The following is an 18279-nucleotide window of genomic DNA, read 5'->3' as shown; positions in this document are numbered from 1 at the left end:
CGATGCGTGCGCGCCGCACGTTACCCGATGGTAAGTGCGAGGGAGATCGACATGCGCCGCATTCCCGCCATCGGCCCACTGCGGGCCGTCGCGGCGCTGCTCGTCCTGCTCTCCCACGTCGCCTTCTGGACCGGCGCGGCGAACGTGGACGGTGCTGGGCGCCTGCTGGCGCGAGGCGACAGCGGCGTCGCCGTGTTCTTCGCGATCTCCGCCTACCTGCTCACCCGCGGTTACTGCGCCGGACGTGCGACTCCCCCGGACTACGCCCGGCGCCGCGTCGCGCGCATCATGCCCGCGTACTGGCTCGCCCTGGTGGCCGTTCTCGGCGCTGCCGTCGTCATCGACGGCACGGTCGGCTCGCTTCGTCAGGTGCTCACGCACGTGTTCCTGCTGCAGGGTTTCACCCATGAAAGCTACCGCGCGTTCACCCAGACGTGGAGCCTGACGACCGAGGTGACCTTCTACGTCCTCGTTCCGGTGATCGGCGCGTGGCTCCTGCCTCGTCGCGCTGCAGGGCGCACCGTCCCTGTCGTGTTGGTGCTCTTGGCGGCCTTCGGGGTTCTCGTCCAGGCGTTCGCCAGTTCGCAGGGCACACCGACGTGGGGGTGGCTCGGCACGAGCGCCCTCGGCCACGCTGCGTGGTTCTGCGTCGGCATCGGGTGGGCTTGGATGCTCGAACAGCGACCAGGGATTGCGTCGCGCCTCACCGCAGGCCACGCGGTGCTCGTCGCCATGCTGGCCTACGTGTTGGCCGCCACCCCGCTCGGTGGGCCGATCGGGCTGGAGACACCGACGGTTCTCGCGGCGGCGGCCAAGGAGATTCTGTACGGGATTGTCGCCGGCGCCTTGCTCGTGGCGGCCACGAACGCGCCTCGCGAGGTGCAGCGCCGCTCGTCAACCGGCCTCGCACTCGCGTCCGGCGAGACGAGCTACGGCGTCTTCCTCTGGCACCTCGTCGTGCTCCAGGCGCTCTTCGCCTCGCTGGGCCTGCGGATCTTCCACGCCCCGTTCGTCCTCGTCCTCACGGTGACGCTCGTCGTCACGTGGTTCCTTGCTGACGCGAGTCGCCGCTTCGTCGAACGGCCCGCCATCCGCTGGGGGCACCGAGGAGCTCCGCGGCGAACACGCTGAGCGCTGTCACACCGAGCACCTGACCGACGAGCGCTCCGGACGACGCGCGGTCGACGACGCCGAGGGTCGCCATGACCGGCCCTGTCAACGCGAGCGCGACCACGACGGTCGTCGGCCGCCACCTGCGGGGCAGACCGAAGGCCAGAAGGAGAGCGGGCACGGCCCACCAACCCGCGAGAGCCACGGCGAGCGCTCCGACGACGAGACAACCGGCCGCAACGCCGAGGCGGGTGCGGCCTGCCGCCGCGGTGGTCATCGCAGCGGCGTCCGGTTGGGTGTTCTCAGGAGCAGGACGGGTGCGGCGCGGCCAGCCGGCGAGCACGGCCGCAATCAGGACACCCAAACCCCCGGCGAGGAGGGCACCGCGGTGCCACATCTGAGGGGCGAACGCGAGCTCGGGCACCTGCGCAGCGGAGGGCGTCGACGACACCGCACACCCCTGACGCCAGCCGTCGAGGGTCAGGGGGCTCGTCCCCTCGCCCACGCAGCTCCATCCCGCGTTCGCGCCCTGGGTCGAGGCGAGAGTCACCACGGAGGACTCGTGCGTCGTCGCAGGCGGAGTCGTGCTGCTGCCGCCGGTGTCCCTCAGTCCGAGCGCCGCGCGCGCGTCGGCGCCGGTGGGCGTCAGACGCAGACTCTCGACGTCAGGTGAAAGCTTGAGGTCGACCTTCCCCTTCGGCAGGGCTAATGAGCCCGACGAACCGTTGAGCGAGGCGGCCTTCCAACTGCCGTCGCGCTGACGCACGGAGAGGACATTCCCGGCGTCGCGATGGCCGCCCTCACTCAAGGTGAGGTTGACCCCCATGGTTCCAGCACGTGCCACGGTGAGCCGACGGGTCCACTGGCCGTCATCTTCGGAGCGCAGAGCTCTGCCTTCGGCGAAGGGCTGGGTACGTGTGAGAAGGACGCCGTTGCGCTCCGTGTCGACCTGCCCCGGCAGGGCCTGGACGGCCCGCCACCCTGCTCCTCCGGAATCGATCGAACTGATGCCGACGGTCGATGACGCGTCGCGCGCCGACGCCTTCGGGCGCAGTTCGAGTTGTGTCGTGCCGCGCGGCACGGTGACGTTCCAGGCCCGTTCGCCCGCCGCCCGGGCTTCGACGGCGCGGCCGTTCGCAACGACCTCGAAGCCGCGCAGTGTGGCCTTGCCGGTACTCGTGCCGTGCACGGTGACGGTGCCACCGGAGGTGCCGCGCGCCCACCGCAGAACGAGCGGTGTCGCCTCGTGGGCGGGCGTGAGCCATGCCGTGGCGTCCGAGGCATCGAGTGCTGATGCGGGCCCTGTGCCCGGGCCGAGGTACACGTCGCCGAACGGGTCGGAGGCGTCACCTTCGGACGCGACCGCGGTGACGCCGTCGAGAGCCAACGTCGTGAGGGAAGCCGTTCGCCCCTCGAAGTCGAGGTCTCTGCTGCCGGGACGCGCGTCTCTCGTCGAGCCGGCCGTCAACGTCGGCCCGAAGGCGAGCGCCGGCGGGCGACCGTTGTTGTAAACGCGCTTGCGGACGTCGTCGGTGATCCACCCACCCCCGCGTCCCGTCACGAGCGGCGACGAGGGCAGGACACCCGCGGCGGCCAACGAGAGAGTCGACTCGGGGCCACCGAGGACGGAGATGGCCTTTGTGCCCCGCTCGCTCGAGGTTGACGCGTCGATGTCGAACACATCGAAGCGAGTTTCCCCCGATCCGTGAACCCGGTGGCCGGTGAAGTCCGGCGATCCCTGCAGGGCCGTGACGTATCGGGCCGCCGAGGTTGTTTGCTGCGCCGGCGTGACGCCGTGGCGCACGACGATCCGCGCAACGCCAGCACGCCGCAGGGCCTTCGCGACGCCGGCCGTGTCGCCCGACGCCACACGAGCATCGACGGCGTCCATGAGCCGTTGGGCACCGGGGTGAACGAGCGGTGCGGAGGCACGCACAGCCACCGGGCTCTGAGCGAATGCGACGAGCGGTTCGTCGGAACTCGTGCCCCACGAGTAGGTCGCGGCGCGCGCGCTCGGCAGGACGAGCGTCGACCCGCCGTCGCGCGCGGCCGCGGCGTCGATGTCCTTCGCCGCGGCGCGCAGCGAGGCCGGCCATGCCGTGACGCCGCGTTCGTGCCCGAGACGTCCCTGCCAGAACGGTGCCATCGAGGCGAGCACGGCCACCGCGAGGGCTGTGGCACCCCAACGAACCGCGGGCGCCGGCAGCGCGGCTCCACCAACACTGTCGGTGGTGGAGGCCCCCCGGTCCCGCAGGTGCGCGAGCAGCCGCTCGGCCACGACGGCGATGCCCATGACGAGCGGCAGTCGCACGAGAGGGTCGAGCTTGTGCACGTTGCGTGCAGCGGCGAGTGGACCGTCGAGGAGGTCGCGCGCCGTGGACGCGAACGGGCCGTGCACGGCGCCGACGTAGGCAACCCCCATACCGAAGACACCGACGAGCACCATGGCACCGAGACCTCGGGGCACGACCGGTCGGTGAGCACCCGCTCCGGTGCGTGCCGTGAGCAACCCTGCAAGGCCGACCCCGGCGAGCAGGCAGCCCGCGACGATCGACGCGGTGCCCTGCGCCACGACCCAGCCGCTCTGCCAGACCGGGTGGCCTTCGGCGTCGATGATGTAGGCCACCCAGTCCGAAGCGCCGCGCAGGATGCCCGGCACGGACGTCACGGCCGTCGTGATGCGAGAGGTCTCGATGTAATCGAGGAACGGGTAGGCGTAGCGGCCGAGCACGACGAGCGGGCCGAGCCACCAGGCGCAGCCGAGAAAGGCGCCCAGGACGAGTCCGCCGACGAGATCGCGACGACCGACGCTCCGATCCTCACGCAGCCGCTGTCCACCGACGACCAGGGCGAACACGAACGCACCGAGCACGGCGACGAGCGACGCCGTCGCGTTGACCCCGCCGAGGGCGGCGGACAGCATGCCGACGACACCGACGTAGAGGCGCCAAGAGAGTCCGCCCGGACGACGGCGGGCGTGAACGGCAAGCAGCAGCCAAGGCATCACCATCCCGGGCCACGTCTCGACGGACAGTTGAGCGAGCAGACTGAGTACCCGCGGACTCAGCGCGTACAGCACTCCCGCGAGCGCCGCAGCCGCCGTCCCGACACCCAGCACGCGACGCGCGAAGAGGGCGGCCCCGGAGGCACCGACGATGAGCATGAGCGTCCACCAGGCTCGTTGCGCAGCCCACCCGGGCAGGCTCACCGCGTCCGCGAGGGCGAAGAACGCCCCCATGGGAAACAGGTAGCCGTACGCCTGGTTCTGCAGTTCGCCGAACCCCGAATGCCCGGACCAGGCGTCGAGCGAGCGGGCGAGGTAGCGGGCCGGTGCGGCAACGAGGTCGATCTTCGTGTCCGGTTGGATGACGCCGGGCTGCACCAACCACGGCAACACTCCGAGTGCCGCGATGACGCTCGTCAGCGGGTCGGCGAGGAAACGGCGCAGGCGTCCTCCCCGGGCGGGCGTGACGGCGGAGTCGCTCACCGCTTGCGCACGAGGACGAGCAGGTTCCACGTCACGATCTCCCGAAGGCCCGGCACCCGCAGGATCGGGCGGGCCCAATCGGGCCAGTAGCGCGGACGCAGGGCGAGAACATCGGCCCGGCGGGATTCACGGGCGGCCTCGGCCCAGTCGAGTCCCTGCCGGACGCTCACCCGGAACAGGCTGTCGTCGATGAGGTTCTTCGGCCGGTGTCCGTGCTTGCGCTCGTACCGCCGAGCGGCACGTTCTCCGCCGAGCCAGTGCCAGGGCGACGTCTCGTGGCCTCCCCACGGGCTGAGCCAGTTCGTGTATGCGATGTAGAGCAACCCGCCGGGTGCGACGACGCGCAGCATCTCGTCGGCGACGGCCTCCGGTGTGCGCACGTGTTCCCACAGGTTCGAGCTGAAGACGACGTCGAACGAGCCGTCCGCGAACGGCAGGTGCCCCGCGTCCCCGACGACGCCACCGTGGCGAACCGAGTCGACGTCGGGGTCGGCGTCGAGGGGAACGTAGGTGGCACCGGACTCGCGGAAGGCCTCGGCGAACTCCGCCGGTCCGGCGCCGACGTCGAGGACGTGAGCCCCGTCCAGGTCGAGGTGCTCGGCGATTCCTGCGACGGAGTCACGGGCCAGCTCACCGTAGAAGTGCCCCGGGTCGCTCTGTTCCACGAGGAAGGCGCGGAACAGGTGAACGCTTCGGCGAAGGTCGCGGCTCATGAGGCAACCCTGGCCACGAGGTGGAGCGTGGGACGCAGGCGCGGCACGGCGGCGCGCGCTGCAAGTGTCCAGGGCAGACCGAGTGCGGCCAGCGCCATCGTCGAGCGTTGCGCGAGCACGCCACGCGGGCGATCGGTCGGGCGCACCACGCGAACCGTGCTCGCGGCGCCGTGGACGAGCGAGTCGAGGACGGGGCGGCGGATCTCCACCGAGTCGAAGCCGACGTCCCGCGCCATCGTGCTCAGAGACTTCGCCGTGAAGAAGCGGATGTGTGTCGGATCCTCGAGCATCCACCAGCCGTCCTTGACGAGGCCGAGACCCGCCCAGTCACCGGCCGGCGTGAGGAAGTGCGCGCTGCCGCCGGGGCGCAACAGGTCGCGGGTGCGTTGCAACGTCAGGGCTGGATCGACGACGTGCTCGAGCACGTGGATGCCGTAGGCCATGTCGACGGCGCCGGCGGGCAGGGCGTCGGGCGTGACGTCCTCGATGCCGCAGGCGTGCAGCGATCCCTCGCGGGCCACACGGTCATCGACGGCGAGTTCGAGCTGGTCGGGATCGGCTCCCGCGACACTGGCTCCGCCGTCGAGGAAGCGACGCAGCAGAGCACCGGTGCCGAAGCCGATCTCGAACACCGACTCGGGTACGCCGTCCGCGACGAGCGTGCGGTAGGTCAGGGCGAGACGCGCCGAGTCGAGCGTCGGGTCACCGCCGTAAGCGTGCTCACGGTGACGCGCGGGCGCGTCGTGGAGGGAGCGCATGAGGTGCCCGCAGTGAGTGCACCGCCCGAGCACGGATGAGCCGAGCGTCCAAGGCTGCACGGCATGGCCGCACGCCTCGCATCGAGACCTGGGAATCGGGACACCTCCTGTTCGGCTCCCGGTTACTCTAACGGGCGACCCGAAACGGTCGCGGACGAATGGCACGAGGAGACGAGCAGGGATGAACGGCGAGCACGCAGGTGCCCCGATGCGGGTGCTGTACCTGTCGTGGCGCGACCGCGAGAACCCCGAAGCTGGCGGCTCCGAGGTGTTCGTCGAGCGCACGAGCGAGGTGATGAGCGCTCTCGGGGACGAGGTGACGATCCACACCGCCCGCTTCCCGGGCGCAGCCCGACGCACGATGCACGGTGATGTCCGCGTTCTGCGCGCCGGCAACCGCTTCACCTGCTACGCGGCGGGGCTGTGGCACCTGCTGCGCCACTCCCGCGATTACGACGTCGTCATCGACGTGCAGAACGGTGTGCCGTTCTGGTCACCCATCGTCTCCCGCGTCCCCGTCGTCGCCGTCGTCCACCACGTGCACCGCGACCAGTGGTCGAGCATCTTCGGTGAGCGCCTCGCGAGGTTCGGCTGGTTCCTCGAGTCGAAGGCCGCGCCGTTCGTCTACCGCAAGAGCCGCTACGTCACCGTCTCGAAGGCAACGCGGGCCGAACTCGTGGAACTCGGCGTCGACGCCGAACGCATCGATCTCGTCTACAGCGGCAACGACCACCCGCGCGATCTCGACTCCTACGCGGACGTGCCTCGCACGTCCGAGCCGTCCATCACCGTGCTGGGCCGCCTCGTGCCGCACAAGCAGGTGGAGATCGCTGTGGACACCGTGGCACGACTGCGCCCCCAGTTCCCCGGGCTCGTGCTCAACGTCGTCGGTTCCGGGTACTGGCAGGAGAACATCGCCCAGCACGCCCGCGATCTCGGAGTAGAGGACGCCGTCCGTTTCCACGGATTCGTCGACGAGAAGACCAAGCACACGCTGCTCGCCTCGTCGTGGCTCGTCATGATGCCCTCGTACAAGGAGGGCTGGGGCTTGACGATCGTGGAGGCCGGGCTGCACGGCACCCCCTCGCTGGCGTTCATCCAGGCCGGTGGCCCCAGTGAGTCCATCCAGCACGCGAGCACCGGCGCTCTGGCCTCGACGACCGAGGAACTCATCGACGACGTGCGCGTCCTCCTCGAACGAGCGGATGTCCGGGAGGAACTCGGACGCAATGCGCGCCGCTACGCCCGCTCGTTCAGCTGGAGCAGCGCCGGCCGGAACTTGCACCACACGCTCGAGAACGTCCTCGGGCGCGCGACGCGTGCGCCCCAGCCGCCGGACACTCCCCTGCACGTCGAGCGCCTGCGTGCCCTCGTCGAGCGCGACGCGTTCGCTTCGGACGAGCGGCCACACGTCGTCAGCGTCTCCTGATCTCAGGCACACGGTGCCCCGGTCGTCGACGGCAGCCGGTGCGGGCCACACACACAACAGCGCGAGGGCGAGGCATTTCGATGCCTCGCCCTCGCGCATGTTCGGCCGTGCGGCCGAACGGATCAGCCGTCGTAGCTGATCTTGGACTGGTACTTCTGCGACTGCTCCTGGTTGCCCTGGGTCTGGATGAGACCGAAGATCGCCAGAAGGGCGAGAAGGATGCCGACGATGGCACCGCCGACGTTGTACGCCGCCTTGTTCGTGGACGCGCTCATGGTGAACCGCCTTTCGCTGTGTCCAGCTCTCACTTCGCCGGTGAGACGCGTCGCCCGTACGACGCATTTTCATCGAGTGTAGCCCGAATGTGACGTTCTGCGCAGGCGAACTACTGTCTGGTACCCGAAGCGTGTCCTTCCGCGCCGCGTTCGAACTGCCTGCGCCGCACGAGCCACGCCGTACCCGCAGCCAGGGTGACCCCGGCGAGAGCCAGGCCCGTCGCGCCCCACCAGGGCGCGTTCCCCAGGCTCTGCGGGCCGTCGTGGCCGCTGGGACGGCCGATGTCGTAGAGCGTCAGGTCTCGTCCCGAGTGCACGACGGAGCCGATCGGGTTGAGCGTCCGAATGTCGTCGTCGGCCCCGGGTTGGGACTTCTCGACGACGACGTAGCGCACGCCGGCCCGGCTCAGCGCAGCCTTGACCTGCGCCGCGTCCCCGCTCGCGAGGGCCCTCGACACCCGGTCGGCAGCCGCACTCTCACCCCGTACCGTGCTGTCACGCAGTGGCAGGTCGTCGTTGACGAGCACCGGAGAGGACGACAGGCGCTGCCACGCGTCGAGCACGGTGATGTCGCCGTTCCAGCCGTACTGCCGGTACAGGCGCCACGGCAGGACGGCGGCCGCGTCCGACGACGCAGACAACCGCTGCGCGACGGCTCCGTACTCGTTCGGATAGCTCGACGAGATCCATTGGCCACCGCGGGCGAACGCAAGCCCCGGCAGAAGAACGACCGGTAGCACGGCGGCCGTGACGAGCGCGACAGGGGCGAGCGCGGTTCCTCGGGCGCGTGACACGACACGTGCCGCGAGCACGCCCCACCCGAGCGCTGCGGGCACGACGAGCAACGCGACGAACTTCTGTCCGTCGCGCAGCAGCCCGCCGCCGGGAACGGTCTCGACGAACCACACAAGCAGTGGCGCCGTGACGGCGAGGCTTCCGAGGCTCGAAAGGACGAGCGCGAGGATTCCGAGCGCCCCGATCCCCCAGCGCAGCGCCGGCAGATGCCTCAGGAGCGTCACGAAGCCGACGACGACGAGCGCAGCGGCGAGAAAAGCGAAGACCACGGCGTGGCGCTCGGGGAACCACGACGGCTCGTGCCAGATTCCGCCGCCCCCGAGGAGTGACCCGAGAACGCCCAGCGGCGTGTCGGCTCCGGCGGCAAAGGCCCGAACGCCGGTGGCGTCGGCCGCGGACGATGACGAGCTCGTGAGGAAAGGGAACCACCACGCGGCGTTGAGCAGGAGCCACGCGGCTGCTCCGACGGCGATGCTTCCCGCGCGGGGCCGACCCGCGCCGGGCGCAAGGAGGATGACGACCAACGCGATGGCGACGAGCACGGCGCCCGTCGAGCCCGACAGAGCGCTCATGCCCAGGCCCACCGCGGTGCTCGTCACGGCCCGGTGATGGCGCGTGTCATCGCCGTCGCTCCGCGCTGCGCGCAGTTCGAGTGCACCGACGACGGCCCACACGAGCGCTGCGTACCCCCAGAGGTAGCCCCAGTGACCGATGGCGAGACGCTCGGCCATCCACGGGCTCCACGTCGCGGCGACGGTTGCGACAACGGTGGTGACGACGCCGCGTCGCCAGCGGTCGAGACCGGCGCCGATGGCGAAGAACGCCCCGACGAGGACGAGCCGTTGCGTGATCCAGCCGGGCAGCACGAGGTCGAGCAGTGCGACGACGGTGTCGTTCGGCACGGCGCGGGGAACCCCGCCGTCCATCCCGAGCGTGCCCGCCGAAAGCGGGAGGTCGGGCACGAACACCATGTCGTAGTGGAGCAGGAAGCCGGGACGCCACAGCGCCGGGGACAGCACGACGAGCGCGACGGCAGTCGCCGTCAACAGGCCTGCATGCCGTGTGGGCCATGAGACAGCGCTCGACCGCTCCCCCTCGCCCCTGACGCTCACGCGGGCCTCACTCGAACTCGGCGAAAGCCTCGCCGAGGCGACGGGTCTGCGTGACGATGTCGTGCTCCGCGACCATCCGCTCGCGGTTGGCTCGGCCCGTCTCGCGGGCTGCCGCGTCGTTCTCGAGAAAGTGCAGGAGCCCGTCGGCCAGTGCTGCGGCGTCGTCCTCGACGACGAGGTTCGGTGGGCGCACGGCCTCGTCGTTCGTCCCGCAGGCGGTCGTGACGACGGGAAGGCCGCACGCCTGCGCCTCGAGGTAGGCGAGACCGAGTTGCTCGGTCCACTTCCACGTCGGGCGGGGTGCCGTCGTGAACACCCGAGCCGAGCGCAGGAGATCGGCCACCCCCGACGCATCGAGCGAGCCCGCGAGGACGACCGAATCCGGCATGCGACGGGCGGCTTCCTCGACGAGCGGAAGCAACGGGCCGCGTCCGGCCACGACGAGCTGCGCCTCCGGCAGGTGTCGGCGCACGTGAGCCATCGCGTCGAGCACGGTGTCGATGCCCTTGTTCGGCGCCAGCGGCGAAGTGAAGACAACGCGCGGGCGGTCGGTGAGTTCGGCTGCCGGGGAGAACAGTTCCGTGTCGACACCGGGCTTGACGACGCGCGCCCGCACGAGGTCGAAGCCGTTGAGGTCAAGGTGATCGAGGGCGGCGTCGACCATGCAGAGCACGAGGTCGGCGCTGCGTGCGGATTCGACGGCCTGGCGGTACGGCGGCAGGGCGTACAGGGGCTGACGCGGCATGTTCTCCCACGTCACGACGGCCTGCCTGAAGCCTCCGGATCGGCGGCGCCTGGAAAGTTGCCCGGTGACGAGCGAACACAGCTCGAGGCTGACCGCCCAGTCGGGGCGAACGCGCGCGAGTTCGTCGTCGAGGTTCTCGGCCCAAGCGAAAGCGCCGGCCTCGATGAAGCGCTTCACCGGGCGGCGGTAGGTCGTCGGGACCCAGCTCATCTCCCCCACCGGCTCGTCGGCGGCCAGCGCTGTGACGTGGGTGTTGGGCATGCGCGACATCCAGTAGAGCTCACGGCGGGGACGCTGATCGGGCAGGGAGAGCCACAGGAGCTCACGCCGGCGCGACGCGTCACCGTGGGTCACGACGTCTTTCCTCCGGAGGCCGCCTCACGGCGCGCGCTCCAGGCGCCGTAGCCGTAGCCGACCGCCTCCATGGCACGCATCGCGATCATGCCGGCGGCGTGCACGGGGCGTCGGGCCAGGTCGCCGCGGTGGCTCCAGTACGCGCCGAGCACCGCCCGCCCTTGGTCGCTGACGGCACCGTCGTGCTCGGCTTCGAGGGCCGGGATGCTTCGGCCGTAGTAGCGCCGTTTGTCGAAGACGTCGCGCAGGGTGAGGTGACCCTCGTCGTGGTCGATGACGATGGGAGCGAGTTCGATGCGGTGTCCCGCACGGCGCATTTTCATGCGAAGGTCGGCGTCCTCCGGTCCGGACATCGCGAGGTGGAACTCGCCGTCGCCGACCATGAACTCACGGCGCAGCAGGCGTGGGTTGTGCAGCCACGGCTGGTCGAGGTAGCACTCACGCTCGAGGGCCCGGCAGGCTGTCCAGAACCCCGTGCCGATCGTGCGCTCGGGCAGGGCGACGCCGGCCGCGCCTGTTTGCTCGGCGGTGTCGAGGGCGACTTCGAGAGCACGCGGCGGCAGGATCATGTCGCTGTCGAGCCACACGATCCACGGCGTCTCGGCAGCCTGAATGCCGCGGTTGCGCTGGGCGGAACGCTCGGGGCCTGCCTCGAGGTAGACGTCGGCATACCGCTGGGCGATCTCGGGCGTCGCGTCGTTACTCGCGTTGTCGACGACGATGAGCGTCACGTTCGGCTCGGTCTGCGCAACGACGGACGCGAGCGTCGCCTCGATCGTGCGCTCGTTGTTGCGCGTCGGCACGATGACGCTCACCGCGCGCGCAACACCGCCCTCCACATCGCGCCCGGCAGGCGTCCCTGCGCTCACGTGGCTGTCACTCATCCTCGGATCCTCCGTCGCTGTCGCTGTCGCGCGTGCGTCCCTCGTCCTCGGTGCGGTCGGCGGAGTCGGTGGCGTCAGCGGCCGGCTCGGCCGTTGCGGCACCGCGGGATCCCCCGGCCAGGCCTTCACGGCGCAGGAGGCCTGCGATGGCGACGACGAAACCGGCGCCGGCAACGCGATGCGGCCACAGGCTCGCCGAGATCGCATCCGCGCTCACCTCGCCGAGGTCGGGGCTGAGGACGAGGAACAGGAGAATCGCCACGAACACCAGGGCAGAGCCGGTGACGACGAGTGCCCGTGATGTCACGCGTCCCCAGCGCAGGCCCGCCACGACGGCGAGACCCGCCACGAGTCCCGGAAGCCCCACAGCGAGCGCGGCGGCCGCGACGAAGCCGGCTTGGAGCAGGACCTGACGACCCGAGCGACCCGGGGACCCGCCGCCACCGGTCATCCGCTCCTGTGTCGCGGACCGGTGCGCGCGATGAGCCGGCAGGTCCTCGTCGGCGCTCTCGTCTCGACCACCGACAAGCGCACCCGTCAGCCACGCACGCACCACGAGCGCTGCCGCGAGCAACAGTGCCGCAAGCGAGAGGAGGATGGCCCAGTTGGCGTAACGCTGAGGCGTGAAGCGCATCTCGACGGTGCCCTCGGCGCCGGCCGGCAGAACCCACCCGGAGGAGTAGCCGTCGAGCAGGACGGGGCGTCCCAGATCCTTGTCGCCCAGCGTGGCGCTCCAGCGCTCGTCATAGCTCTGACCCAGCACGACGGCCTTCGGCGTGGAGCTCTTCGCCACGCGCACGGACTTCACGCTCGGCGAGTTCTTCGTCACGGCGAAGTCGACCGGGGCAGGCGAGACGCCGGCCCCCGCCTTCTCCGACACGGTGTCGCGCAGCACGAGCGAGTCGACGACGAAGTCGCGCACCGGCTCGAGGTGCTGTTCGCGGGCCTTGAGGACAACCGGGTTGCACGCCGTCCAGCGGGTGCCGGCGTCCTTGGGCCCGGCCACACGGTCGCCCGACAGACGCATCGGCAGCGCCGTACCGTTGATCGTCGAGACGGCGAAGCACCGGTTCTTACCAGGCTCGTCGAACGCACCGAGAGGAGCCTTGCGCAGCACTTGTTTCGTATCGATCGACGTGAACTTCGCCGGGGCGCCGTTACGCGGCCCGCTCGAGGCGTCGAGCTGCACCCGCACGACCTTGCCCCGCGTCGCCGCGATGTCGATCGACGCCGTGCCGTTCGGCTTGAGAACTCCGGAGCCGACGACGCGGCCGTCGACGCTGACCGTGGCCCGCGTCGCCCACTGGGTGCGTGATGCACCGCCCTCACCGGGGGCCTGGGTGACGGAGACAGAGCTGATCTCGCGCTCGGGCCCGCGCATCTGCCACCAGGCACCCTGCGGGCTTGCGCCACCGGGAACCCAGGCCGTCTTGTCGTTGTCGTCGGCGGCCTGGGACGCACGGTATTCGGGGCGGTCGAACCAGAACTCCGACGACGACGCCGTGACGGCATCGCTGTAGCCCGCGCTGCGGTCGTAGAAGCGCTCCTGGTCGGCCTTCGCGAGGCGCACCGTGGCGGAGGCGTCGTAGCGACGGGCGTCGGGCATCGTGAAGATGCGGTTGAGCGAGGTCTCGGAGTCGTCGTTCGGGGAGGACGAGTTCTGCACGCGCTGGAAGAGGATGTCGAGCGGTGCCTTCTCGAAGGCCGTGCGGCCCTCGGCGTCGAGGCTGTCGTACAGGTCCTTCAGAGTCGACGGCGTGCGCGCCGCACGCTCTGCCTTCGCCCCGGGTAGCCCCACTTCGGAAACACCGACGAGGTTGTAGCCGTCGCCGCGGGTCGAGTCGATCCGCAGGCGGACGGACTCGGCGTTCACGCCGCCCATGCGGAACGTGGCACGGCCGGTGTCTGGCACGCGCACGGAGACAGACTTGCCGCCTGCGATGAGGGTGGCGCGATCGATCTTGACGGGACCGAGATCGGCCTGAGCGACCGACACGTCACCGAGGCGGGCGGGCTTGTCGAGCTTCACGTTCAGGCTCTGGCCTGCGGCTCGCTGGAAGTCACCGAACCGCCACGACGTCGCATCGTCACCGTCGAAAGCGTTCTCGGCGGCGGCGAAGGGCAGGTCGAAGAACGTTCCACCGGCCGAGCTCGCGGTGACGTGCGCCCCGGAACGTTCCAGGACGGTCTGGTTCTTCGGATCGGTGCCCAGTGTGCGGCTGTTCTTCAGTGCCTCGTTCGCGGCAAGGAGCGAGCCCTGGCCGGCGGTGAGGCGCTGAGGGATGGTGTTGCGACGGGCGTTCGTGTCGGTTTGCGCGAGTCGTGCGCCGTCCTTGAGCGCGGCTTTGAGGCTCGTCTCGTCGAGGTCCTGCGCGTAGCGCACGGTGGGGCTCGAGCGAAGCAGGCCGGCGGCGGCGAGCTGGGGGAACGCCCAGCCGTCGCCGGCGACGATCATCTGACCCGCGAGGCTCTGGGCCCGGACCGCACGTCGGGAGTCCTTGACCCCGTAGAGCTGCACCGGCGTGAGCAGGGCCTCGTCCATGCTCTCGGGCTGGTTCGTGGGCGACAGGACGTTCTGACCGGGACGGCCGAAGTTCGCGACGCCGTACAGACCACTGTCGCCGTCGATGAGGCGCGACATGGCAGCTGGCCGCGCACCGCCGTCGTTCTCCCAGACGGTGTCGTGACGCACGAGCACGTTGTCGGCCCCGAGGTAACGCGCGAACGTCGAGGCGATGTCGCCGTTCGAGCGATCCGACTGCACCGTGTCGTCCATGGCCGCGAGGAGGTTGGCGCCGGGTGCACTCGCGTTCGGCGTCGTCTCGGGCAGCACGGCCTCGCGCTTGAGAAGCGAGTTCGTGAGGTCGTCCGGCCGTTGAACGGTCCAGCGATAGGTCGGCCTGGTCTGGCCGGGAAGCATGAGAGTACGCGCGTTCGGGTCTCCCCCGTCGGCCGTCTTGGCCGCCTCGCGCCAGTAGTTCGGCACGTCCATCTCGGAGATGTAGAGCCCGTTGGACAGGGCCGGCAGGATCCAACCGGCCACGAGAACCGTGGCCAACGAACCGGCCACGGGGGCGAGCGCGCTGCGTCGTTGGACGAGGCGCACGAGTTGCACCGCGCCGAAAGCCAGCGCCAGCGCGAAGGCCAGCGCGAGAAGCGCTCCGATCTTGTTCGTCGTGCGGAACGCGGCGAGCGGGCCGAGGCCGAGCACCTTCTCCAGCACCCACCCGACGGGGCTCTGGGCGCGTCCCTCACCCGGGAACAGCCCGACCATGACGACGGCAGCCAGGGCGGCGAGCAACACGAGAGTGCGGCGAAGAGCAGTTCGCGCAAAGGCGAGGGAGACGAGCGCAAGCGTCGGCCACAGCGCGGTGAGGACGATGACGACCGGGCTCGTGATGTAGGTGGCGTTCTGAGGCACCCACGGCCCCGTGTCACTGTGGCCGTAGAGCGGCCACAGACCGAGGCCGCGCAGCACCTCGGTGAAGGACGACACCTTGTGAATACCGGTGAGCGTCTCGGACATGTCGACGATCTGCGCGCCTGTGCCAAGCGCTGCGGTGGCGGGCACGAGCCAGTAGACCGAGACGGCGACGACGAAGAGGCCGCACTTGGCCGTCACGGCGAGCACCTGACGCCACGTAGCGCGGCGGTGCCACAGCGCGACGGCGGCGATCGGCACGAGCGCGAGCAGCTGGTACAGCGGCACGACGGCCACGTTCATGCCGCTCATCGCGAAGAACGCAAGGCCGAACGCGGCCGGCCAGACCCAGCTGCGAGGCTGCTGCAGACCCCTCAAGTAGGCCAGGAGCATCCAGGGCAACAACGCCATCGGCAGGGCGATTGCGAGCGTGTTTCCGGCGGCGATCGTGTAGGGGTTGGCGAGGTAGAAGACCCCCGCGAACAGGCCGACCCACTTCGTCGCGCGGACGGTGGCTGCCCGCACGAGACGGTTCGCTCCCCATGCAGCGACGAGCCAGAGAGCGAAGTGGAAGACCTTGAAGGTCCACTCCGGTGACAGACCGAGCCCGCGCAGCGCCGACAGCAGAAGCAGCACGGGGACGAGGCCGACGTTGAAGTTGGCCGACCCGAGGTAGGGAGAGCTCGTCCACGACGAGAGGTAGCGCTCGACCATCGTCCACGGCGCGAGGTAGACCTCTGGCTTGATGTCGGTGTGGAAGTGACCGAGCGAGTTGCCGAAGACGATGATCGCGAGAAAGAGAACGAGCCCGCCGGTCGTGAGCGCGTACGGGCTGACCCGCGCGGCGAAGCGTCTCACGTCGTTGGCCTCCGGATCGTCGACTTCGTCACTGCACCGCGCGCCGAGCGCGCTTCCCGTCGGCGCCCCGGCGGTGACTGCCTAATATAACTGGGAAGTAACCCCCGAGAGGACCAACCCGAGAAGGTGGAGACGTTGAACGCTGGAAGCACCGACGTCTCCACTGACTCCGCCGACGAACCGTCCGAGGCTCCTGGCAACCGGACCGAGCGCACGGCGGGCATCGGTTCGGGCGCCCTCCTCGGAGTCGCCATGGGCGTCGGCAACGCCCTGAGCTACGTCTTCGTTCTCGTGCTGACGCGCGCCCTCGGTACCGCGGGGTTCGGCGCCTACTCGGCGCTCATCACGCTCGGCATCGTGCTCGTCATCCCGGCCGGCGCCTTCCAGGTCATCATCGCGCGGCGCTGGGCGGACGAGGAAGCACGCACGTCCGGGCTCGTCGCCGCGGCCGGGACGGGCATCGCTCTCACCGGGCTCACGTGCCTGCTCGCCGCACCGATCGGCGATATCTTCCACCTCGACGGTGTGGCCGCGACCGTCGCGATGTCGCTCATGCTCCTTCCGATGACGCTCACGGGAGCGTTTCAGGGCATGTTGCTGGGGGCCGAACGCCTCGGGCGCCTGTCGACGCTCTACGTCCTCACCGCGGCCACCCGTCTGCTCGGCGCGTTCGTGTGCCTCGCGATCGATGCGAACGTCACGCAGGTCTTCGTCGCCATGGCGATCGCGGCCTGGCTCACCGCGGCGTACGGCTGGTGGGCCTGTCGCGATCTGGCCGCCACCACGCGGCGCCACTCCCCCTCGCTCCTGGCCGAGATGGCGCGATCCAACTCGACGCTCGCGGCCTTCACCGCCCTGACGAACGTCGACGTGCTCCTCGTGCGCCACTTCCTCGACGAACACACCTCCGGCGGCTACGGGCTCGCGTCGACCTTCGGGCGGGCGATGTGCTGGGGCACCCAGTTCATCGCGCTGCTCGTCGTGCCGCGCCTGTCGCGTCAGGGGTCGTCGATGATCTGGCGGGCGGCGGCGCTCGTCGTCGGAATCGGCGCGATCGCGGCCGCGGTTGTCGCGATTGACGCCGACGCTCTCGTGCGGCTCATCGGCGGCACGGCCTTCGACGGTTTCGGAACGCTCGTCCTGGCCTGCATCGCGCTCGGCACGCTGTGGGCCCTGGCGCAGCTGTGGCTCTTCTCCCAGATGGCCGACGACGACACGACTCTCGGCAAGGTGGCTTGGCTGGCCGTTGCCGTCGAGCTCGTCGTCGGGTGGCTGTGGTGGCACGACAGCGCCGAGCAGATCATCGGCCTCGCCGCCGGCTGCGCGGCGCTCGTCGTCCTCGTCGGCGTGGTGCGCACCCGCCGTCACGCCGTGACGCAGCTCGAGTCCGAGGAGGACCTCCTCGTCACCGACCGCACGTGACACGCATCGGGCCGAGCCGACACACGTGGTCAGCTCGGCCCGAGGCAACGGTGGGTCACTTCGCGCTGTCGTCGTCACCGATCTTGCGCGAGCGTCCGAGCAGCACCTTCGCGACCGCGGTGATCGGGCCGGGCACGATGCCCACGGCCTTCCACATCACGGCGTTGACGCGGTCCTGCACCGTCACCTGGTAGCGGCGCAGGGCCTCGTCCGTGCCCGAGAGTTTGCGGGTTGTACCGGGCACACGGCGGAATGTGAGGGCGTGCAGGCCGTTGGCCCAGCGCGGGTCGTCGGCGTGCGCAGCGTCCCACGTCTCGACGATCTCCCAGCCCTTGTGCCGCTGGAGGAAGAGCTTGTGGGCCTTCTGCACGACCGGCCACGACGCGTCGTCGATGAGCACGAGCGCCTCGTCCGCGAGCAACGGCTCGACGACAGCCAGGGCGAGGTAGTGCGACAGCAGCGTGTGCTCGCCGTCGTAGAAGTAGACGCCGACCGGCCGATCGAGCGCGCCTGGCTCGACCATGAGCTTGAAGCAGTCGCCCTCGAGCAGTTCGACGTCGGCGTCACTCGCGTGCTGGGCGAGGTTCGTCATGAGCTCCTTGCGCGCCATCTCGCCGGCCATGCCGAACTCCATGAAGTTCTCCATGACGACGAACTTCTTGCCGGCGTTGCCCCGCACCGCAGCGCAGATCGAGCGGCCCTTGAACGTGCCGACCTCGAGGTAGGCCTCGCCCTCGGGCAGGTGACGCGCGGCCTCGTTGAGCACCGCGAGTTCGTTGACCGCCGTGTAGCCGGCCACCTGGGACGCGAGGCCCTTCCACGAGCCGTCGACCGGGTCGCCACTTTGGACGTCGGGGGTGAACAGCGCCGGAAGGGCTTCGAAGAAGGCAGACGTTTTCATGGGTTCCTTACGTGG

12 protein-coding genes are annotated in these 18279 nt (G+C 70.1%); 3 read left to right on the top strand and 9 right to left on the bottom strand.

Annotated features, from left to right (window positions below):
- The first annotated feature begins 51 nt into the window (after positions 1 to 51).
- On the top strand, positions 52 to 1131 hold the full coding sequence (locus H7F30_RS10190; RefSeq protein WP_187034938.1) for an acyltransferase: 1080 nt from the start codon (positions 52 to 54) through the stop codon (positions 1129 to 1131).
- Here the strand turns inward: H7F30_RS10190 and H7F30_RS10185 are convergent.
- The 3 genes from H7F30_RS10185 to H7F30_RS10175 are packed head-to-tail and all read right to left on the bottom strand — an operon-like array spanning position 1040 to position 6068.
- On the bottom strand, positions 1040 to 4597 hold the full coding sequence (locus H7F30_RS10185; protein WP_187034936.1) for an alpha-(1->3)-arabinofuranosyltransferase family protein: 3558 nt from the start codon (positions 4595 to 4597) through the stop codon (positions 1040 to 1042). The two genes, H7F30_RS10190 and H7F30_RS10185, sit on opposite strands and share 92 nt — an antisense overlap.
- On the bottom strand, positions 4594 to 5310 hold the full coding sequence (locus tag H7F30_RS10180) for a class I SAM-dependent methyltransferase (protein WP_187034934.1): 717 nt from the start codon (positions 5308 to 5310) through the stop codon (positions 4594 to 4596). Before H7F30_RS10180 ends, H7F30_RS10185 begins: the two co-directional genes overlap by 4 nt.
- Positions 5307 to 6068, bottom strand: a complete 762-nt coding sequence (locus H7F30_RS10175; protein ID WP_187034932.1) for a class I SAM-dependent methyltransferase — start codon at positions 6066 to 6068, stop codon at positions 5307 to 5309. Before H7F30_RS10175 ends, H7F30_RS10180 begins: the two co-directional genes overlap by 4 nt.
- A gap of 181 nt (positions 6069 to 6249) precedes the next feature.
- Here H7F30_RS10175 and H7F30_RS10170 point away from each other — a divergent pair, with 181 nt between their 5' ends.
- Positions 6250 to 7497, top strand: a complete 1248-nt coding sequence (locus H7F30_RS10170; protein WP_255464742.1) for a glycosyltransferase family 4 protein — start codon at positions 6250 to 6252, stop codon at positions 7495 to 7497.
- Between the two features lie 122 nt (positions 7498 to 7619).
- Here the strand turns inward: H7F30_RS10170 and H7F30_RS10165 are convergent, their stop codons facing one another.
- The 5 genes from H7F30_RS10165 to H7F30_RS10145 form a co-directional block, all read right to left on the bottom strand.
- Complete coding sequence (locus H7F30_RS10165; protein WP_165357853.1) at positions 7620 to 7772, bottom strand: hypothetical protein; 153 nt, start codon at positions 7770 to 7772, stop codon at positions 7620 to 7622.
- 110 nt (positions 7773 to 7882) lie between these two features.
- Positions 7883 to 9613 carry a hypothetical protein gene (locus H7F30_RS10160; RefSeq protein WP_187034930.1) on the bottom strand — a complete coding sequence of 577 codons (1731 nt, stop codon included), beginning with the start codon at positions 9611 to 9613 and terminating at the stop codon, positions 7883 to 7885.
- A 73-nt stretch (positions 9614 to 9686) separates the two neighbouring features.
- Positions 9687 to 10778, bottom strand: a complete 1092-nt coding sequence (locus H7F30_RS10155; protein ID WP_240730105.1) for a glycosyltransferase family 4 protein — start codon at positions 10776 to 10778, stop codon at positions 9687 to 9689.
- Complete coding sequence (locus H7F30_RS10150; RefSeq protein ID WP_129663381.1) at positions 10775 to 11662, bottom strand: glycosyltransferase family 2 protein; 888 nt, start codon at positions 11660 to 11662, stop codon at positions 10775 to 10777. Before H7F30_RS10150 ends, H7F30_RS10155 begins: the two co-directional genes overlap by 4 nt.
- Complete coding sequence (locus H7F30_RS10145) at positions 11655 to 15941, bottom strand: alpha-(1->3)-arabinofuranosyltransferase family protein (RefSeq protein WP_129663379.1); 4287 nt, start codon at positions 15939 to 15941, stop codon at positions 11655 to 11657. The genes H7F30_RS10150 and H7F30_RS10145 overlap by 8 nt, the downstream gene beginning before the upstream one ends.
- A 135-nt stretch (positions 15942 to 16076) precedes the next feature.
- Here H7F30_RS10145 and H7F30_RS10140 point away from each other — a divergent pair, with 135 nt between their 5' ends.
- A complete protein-coding gene (locus H7F30_RS10140) occupies positions 16077 to 17363 on the top strand; it encodes a lipopolysaccharide biosynthesis protein (protein ID WP_129663377.1) in 1287 nt (428 codons plus the stop codon).
- 55 nt (positions 17364 to 17418) lie between these two features.
- On the opposite strand, the gene H7F30_RS10135 is transcribed toward H7F30_RS10140, so the two are convergent.
- A complete protein-coding gene (locus H7F30_RS10135) occupies positions 17419 to 18264 on the bottom strand; it encodes a class I SAM-dependent methyltransferase (protein WP_187034927.1) in 846 nt (281 codons plus the stop codon).
- Between the last annotated feature and the right edge of the window lie 15 nt (positions 18265 to 18279).

Origin of the sequence: Dermacoccus sp. PAMC28757 (assembly GCF_014302635.1) — a bacterium.
In the GTDB taxonomy this organism is placed as follows: Bacteria; Actinomycetota; Actinomycetes; order Actinomycetales; family Dermatophilaceae; genus Dermacoccus; species Dermacoccus abyssi.
Note: the sequence above shows the minus strand (reverse complement) of the source record. Positions and strands in the feature narration are given on the sequence as shown.

Excerpts from the sequence above, each read along its gene's own strand:
- H7F30_RS10190 (WP_187034938.1), top strand. The coding sequence starts at position 52 with ATGCGCCGCATTCCCGCCATCGGCCCACTGCGGGCCGTCGCGGCGCTG.
- H7F30_RS10180 (WP_187034934.1), bottom strand. The coding sequence starts at position 5,310 with ATGAGCCGCGACCTTCGCCGAAGCGTTCACCTGTTCCGCGCCTTCCTC.
- H7F30_RS10175 (WP_187034932.1), bottom strand. The coding sequence starts at position 6,068 with ATGCGCTCCCTCCACGACGCGCCCGCGCGTCACCGTGAGCACGCTTAC.
- H7F30_RS10170 (WP_255464742.1), top strand. The coding sequence starts at position 6,250 with ATGAACGGCGAGCACGCAGGTGCCCCGATGCGGGTGCTGTACCTGTCG.
- H7F30_RS10165 (WP_165357853.1), bottom strand. The coding sequence starts at position 7,772 with ATGAGCGCGTCCACGAACAAGGCGGCGTACAACGTCGGCGGTGCCATC.
- H7F30_RS10150 (WP_129663381.1), bottom strand. The coding sequence starts at position 11,662 with ATGAGTGACAGCCACGTGAGCGCAGGGACGCCTGCCGGGCGCGATGTG.
- H7F30_RS10135 (WP_187034927.1), bottom strand. The coding sequence starts at position 18,264 with ATGAAAACGTCTGCCTTCTTCGAAGCCCTTCCGGCGCTGTTCACCCCC.